The following is a 1,593-nucleotide window of genomic DNA, read 5'->3' as shown; positions in this document are numbered from 1 at the left end:
TCCGGCACTGGAAGCAGGCCACGCTGTTGGTAATAGCGAATGGTTTCAACACCCACGCCTGCCGATTTGGCTAACTTGCCGATGGTCATTGCTTCTGTAGGCATGAGATTCATAAATATTTGACCAAAACGCTTGACTCTGTAGTTGACTACGGAGTTTAAGCTACTCCTATTGAGTTCACAAGGAGTCTGTTATGGAACACACACATCAGCACGAAAAGGAATCAAACAACTCAGTTGCGCCCAAAGCAAGCTGTTGCTCTCAGCATGACAATACAGAGGCTCAGCCAGCAGCATCAACGCTGAAAGACCCAGTTTGCGGAATGACTGTCACCGTACAGGCCAAGCATTCTTACGAGCATGCAGGACAGGTTTATTACTTTTGCAGCGCAGGTTGCAAAGCCAAATTTTCTGTCGATCCTCAGAAGTATCTTCTACCGGCCTCTCCAAGCGTGGTTCATGTCTCCAGCCCAGCTATGGCCGGCAGCATCTATACCTGTCCCATGCACCCTGAAATCAAACAAGATCATCCGGGTGATTGCCCTAAGTGCGGCATGGCACTGGAGCCTGAATTGCCCAGTTTGGATGAAGAAGCCAATCCTGAGTTAAAGGATTTCAGCCGTCGGTTTTGGTGGACATTGCCGCTCACGATTGCTGTGACTGTGTTGGCCATGTTCGGCCATCGCCTGCAATGGTTTGATATGCGCTTGCAAAGCTGGATTGAGTTGGGCTTGAGCTTACCTATCGTGCTCTGGGCTGGCCTGCCGTTCTTTGTTCGTGGCTGGAATTCAGTGGTCAAGCGCAGCCTCAACATGTGGACACTGATTGGCTTGGGGACTGGCGCGGCGTTTGCGTACAGCATTGTTGCCACAATAGCTCCAGAGATATTCCCAGAAACGTTTCTCTCTATGGGGCGTGTTGCCGTCTATTTTGAGGCAGCGGCAGTGATCATCTCGCTTACCCTTTTGGGGCAAATGCTGGAATTGCAAGCGCGCTCAAAGACAGGCGCGGCGATTAAGTCATTGCTTGGGCTTGCCCCAAAGACTGCACGCCGCATTGCCGAAGATGGAATAGAAGAGGATATTGCGCTGAATCATGTGCATGTAGGTGATCGCCTGCGGGTTCGACCTGGTGAAAAAGTTCCAGTGGATGGTGTTGTCCTTGAGGGAGAAAGTGCTTTGGATGAATCCATGCTGACTGGCGAACCCATACCTATTACAAAGCGTGCAGGTGACAAATTGATCGGAGCCACGATGAATACGTCTGGAGCGCTCATCATGCGTGCAGAGCGCGTTGGTAGCACCACGATGCTGGCGCAGATTGTGCAAATGGTCTCGCAGGCGCAGCGCTCGAAAGCCCCCATGCAGCGTATGGCAGATAAAGTGGCAGGCTACTTTGTCACGGTGGTGATCGCAATTGCCGTACTGACATTCTTTGCTTGGGGATTACTCGGCGGCGCACAAGGCTGGGTCTATGGCCTGATCAACGCTGTTGCGGTTCTCATCATTGCTTGTCCCTGTGCATTGGGTTTGGCAACGCCCATGTCGATCATGGTAGCAACTGGACGTGGTGCAACTTCTGGCGTTCTGTTCCG

At 51.9% G+C, this 1,593-nt stretch carries 2 protein-coding genes; one reads left to right on the top strand and one right to left on the bottom strand.

Features of this window, described 5'->3' with window-relative positions:
• On the bottom strand, window positions 1-89 hold an 89-nt coding region (locus KIH26_RS16870; protein WP_503005263.1), incomplete at its 3' end, for a MerR family DNA-binding transcriptional regulator.
• A 104-nt stretch (window positions 90-193) separates the two neighbouring features.
• On the opposite strand from KIH26_RS16870, the gene KIH26_RS16865 reads away from it, so the two are divergent.
• Window positions 194-1,593, top strand: a 1,400-nt coding sequence (locus tag KIH26_RS16865; RefSeq protein ID WP_213446858.1) for an HAD-IC family P-type ATPase, incomplete at its 3' end; no start/stop codon positions are given.

Source organism: Variovorax sp. PCZ-1 (genome assembly GCF_018413605.1).
Lineage (GTDB): Bacteria > Pseudomonadota > Gammaproteobacteria > Burkholderiales > Burkholderiaceae_C > JANMDU01.
Note: the sequence above shows the minus strand (reverse complement) of the source record. Positions and strands in the feature narration are given on the sequence as shown.